Source organism: Erwinia piriflorinigrans CFBP 5888 (assembly GCF_001050515.1).
GTDB classification, from domain to species: Bacteria; Pseudomonadota; Gammaproteobacteria; order Enterobacterales; family Enterobacteriaceae; genus Erwinia; species Erwinia piriflorinigrans.
In genome coordinates, this window is sequence record NZ_CAHS01000008.1 from 1 (window position 1) to 3,172 (window position 3,172).

Sequence of the window (3,172 nt, forward strand, 5' to 3'; positions counted from 1 at the left end):
GGCGGCGTGCATCGCCTGCTGCACCTTGCCGCCGGTGCCGAGCTGGCTTTCCGTCAATGCCTGATTATAGAAGTTCTGGTAGACCTGCTTTTCGATATCCGCGCTGTCGTACTGCTTCGACGGGTCCTGCTTTTTCAGTTCGGCCAGGGCTTTATCGCGGTCGCCCTGCGTTGCCCCGGCGATTTTATCATTTGCCACATGCGTGGCGATAATTTTACCCTGGGTCGCCGCGATATCCATTGCCTGAACCGCTATTTCGCCAATCTTCTGCGCTTCCTGTAGCCGCTGCTGCTCCTTCTCTTTATCAAAGATTGGGGAAAGGGTCTGGTTGGCATTCTCCACGTCGCGGCTCATGTCGGCGACATCCTGCGTCTGGTTTGCCTGGTCGCGGATGGTTATTGTGCCGTCAGAGACCGCCGCTTTGGTCGTTGAGCTGCCGCTTCCGCTACCGTTGGCGCCGACCAGCAGGCCGCTTGCCACATTACCGAGGAACTGCTGGCCCGCATTGCCGCTGGTGCTTAAGCCGATGCTCAGGTGTTCGACCTGATATTCGGCCTCGTTGTCGATATTGCCAAAGCCCAGCGTGCCGGTATCAAGGCGGTTTTTATCCGCCGTGGCGGTGCTGCCGATAACCGCGCCGTTCAGCTGGGTATGCCCGTCGGTGGTGATATCAAAGCCGCCTTTGCCGGCAAAGATGCCGGTCTGCTCCTGCACCGAATCCCAGGTGCTGTGCATCTTATCGCGGCTCAGGTTAAGCGAACTAATAAGTCAGAGACGGTCACACCCACAACTAAAGCAAGGCGTTATACCGTGGGCTATATCAGGGATCATATTAAGCACCTGCAGTCACCGTCCATTACCCTGAAGGGCCACTGGATGGCGGAGCCGGGATTTGATACCGGGCAGAAGATCGAGGTGATCACCGAACCGGGGCAGCTGATCATCCGGCTGGCGGGGGAAGGGTAACTGACTGGCTTATAAAGTAAAATCCCAACCGCAAAGGTTGGGATTTCGGAACTATCTCTTTTGTCTGTAGCGCTGATAATAAATCCACCAACAGCCAATTGCTCCGATTATTCCGCCTCCGATGCTTCCCTTCAGAATTTTTGCAAAATCAATTGAAGATAGATCTATAGATACACCATAAAGGAAAAAGAAAATTAGTTTTATTAAAACCTGAGTAGCAACAACCGCTATAGATACCCCGACAGGGAGTGAAACCATCAGGTAAATAAAAATAAAAAACCATTTTGAGGTTGAAATTTTCACTTTTCACCCCTTAATTTTTTTCCTGCCTGATCATTAGAGTATTCTGTTGTCACTGAACCAGTTATATTGCCAGCAACCCCCGGCAGCGGATCTAACGGCATCGGCTTCGATACGCCCATACCCATATCAATCCATTCCCAGTTCTTCCAGTTCGGATTTAACACTTTATCAAGCGGCCCCTGAATCAGCTTACCGGCTCCATACCCCAGCCCAGACGCCGCACCACTGATTGCGCCACCTTTCAACGGATCATCACCTTTAAGGTAGCTGGATGTGGCTCCGCTGGCCGCATTTACGCCCACTGTACCCCATAATCCAGTTCCGGCAGTCAGTGCGCCTGTCCAGTAGCCGAGCACAACATCATTTGGATTCACTTCGCCGTTAATCAGATAACCCACTCCGGCATTGGCTCCCGCACCTATCAGGCTGGTCGTTGCTGCAACTCCCGGTAAAAGTGGCCATGCCAGCGCACTACCCACGGCAGCCATCGCTGTCTGGCAGGAGATAGGCGTATCGCCGCTACATGCTTCTTTAATTGCTGTCTGTGTGCCAGATTCATAACTCGCTGTAGTTCCGGGCTTCTGTTTATTTGCCGCTGCCAGCACACTTCCCAGAAGATTATTCTCCACTAGCTGATTCCTTTTTTATTTTTACGCTCCTGGAGTTTGGCTTTTATCCAGATTCCGGCACCGAGGATAGTACCACTTAGTATTGCCTTGCTTAGGGAATAAGTTGATTCTTTAAAAAAATCAAAATATAACTCATTGCCATTTTTTAGGTAAAAAACAAACGCAATCCCTAGACTTAATAAAAAAACCATTAGGAAAATCGCAACCATCCAATACAGAATGAGAAAAATAAACAATGGGAACCCAATCTTTTCGAATTTAATTATTTTTTCCCTCCTCGATCTAGTTGTTCTTTAACCTTATTCCCAGTCACTTCAGATGTAATGGCACCGATAGCAGCTTCACTTACTTCAGATGCCGTCTCTTTAGCAATGGGTTTCGTTATCTCTGAAGCAATTTTCCCAGCGACTCCTCCAGCTACACTACCGAGGCCAGCACCAATAGTAGAATTAGTCGGATCTTCCCCCTTAACTCCACTGCCTACAGCAGCACCGCCCATATTGATTGCAGCCGATGCTCCGATACCTTTACCTGTTGTCACCGCAGCGGTTACTCCGGCCATAATGACATCAACATAGCTGAACGGATCTTTTCCGCTCAGCTGAACGCCGGTATTAACGCTTACACCGATGGCCGCATTAAGCGCCATCCCTTCTTTTATTGTGGTGCCCAGCACATTGCCACCAAATATCAGTGGCGCATCACCAATACTGGCATTTGATTTATGGTAACCCCAGGTATTCATTATTTTTTGAGCGCTGGCCATTGCCTCCGAATCTGGATTACGTTTTATATACTCCTGCCCTGATAGCAGCCCTTTCAACAGCTCCTGCGATACCGCCGGGCCGTATTCTTTTTCCATCTCTGCCGCATAAACGCGCAGATAACCCGCCAGTTCGGCGCGTTCTGTACTGTTCATTTGCGAAGGGTCTTTGGTGAATTTAGACACCAGCGCATCACTGCGTCTGTCGGCGTTTTCCAGCTGGATCAGATCATTTGCGGCGGCTAAAGATTTATCACCCTGTTTGATTTTCTCAATGGCTTTATCGAGTTTGTCTGAGGATGTGGCCCCCAGAAGATTATTCTCAATCGCATTCTTCGCAGCCTGCGCTCCCGAAACTGTATCGGCGGCGCTGCCTCCCGTCAACCCTCCCGCAAGACCCGCTGCCAGCGTGCCCAGCGCGCTGATGGTCTGTTTCTGCTCCTCGCTTAACTGTTCCTTCGGGACCCCCGGATACAGCTGCTGTGCGATAAACTCGCCGGCCGTCGCGCCT

General features: G+C 50.7%; 4 protein-coding genes and 1 pseudogene. 1 reads left to right on the forward strand and 4 read right to left on the reverse strand.

The genetic code is table 11. From position 1 onward, the window contains the following. Positions 1-762, reverse strand: a pseudogene (locus EPIR_RS03595) (VENN motif pre-toxin domain-containing protein); the annotation flags it as partial. 48 nt (positions 763-810) lie between these two features. Between EPIR_RS03595 and EPIR_RS03600 the strand changes: the two are divergent. Next, positions 811-966: a SymE family type I addiction module toxin gene (locus EPIR_RS03600; RefSeq protein ID WP_048696859.1), complete on the forward strand. Its 156-nt coding sequence runs from the start codon at positions 811-813 to the stop codon at positions 964-966. Between the two features lie 51 nt (positions 967-1,017). Here the strand turns inward: EPIR_RS03600 and EPIR_RS03605 are convergent, their stop codons facing one another. The 3 genes from EPIR_RS03605 to EPIR_RS03620 all read right to left on the reverse strand — a co-directional run. Further along, complete coding sequence (locus EPIR_RS03605) at positions 1,018-1,269, reverse strand: hypothetical protein (RefSeq protein ID WP_048696861.1); 252 nt, start codon at positions 1,267-1,269, stop codon at positions 1,018-1,020. After that, positions 1,266-1,898: a hypothetical protein gene (locus EPIR_RS03610; protein ID WP_023653946.1), complete on the reverse strand. Its 633-nt coding sequence runs from the start codon at positions 1,896-1,898 to the stop codon at positions 1,266-1,268. Before EPIR_RS03610 ends, EPIR_RS03605 begins: the two co-directional genes overlap by 4 nt. A 262-nt stretch (positions 1,899-2,160) precedes the next feature. Next, the coding region (locus EPIR_RS03620; protein ID WP_193387530.1) for a VENN motif pre-toxin domain-containing protein at positions 2,161-3,172 on the reverse strand (1,012 nt) is incomplete at its 5' end.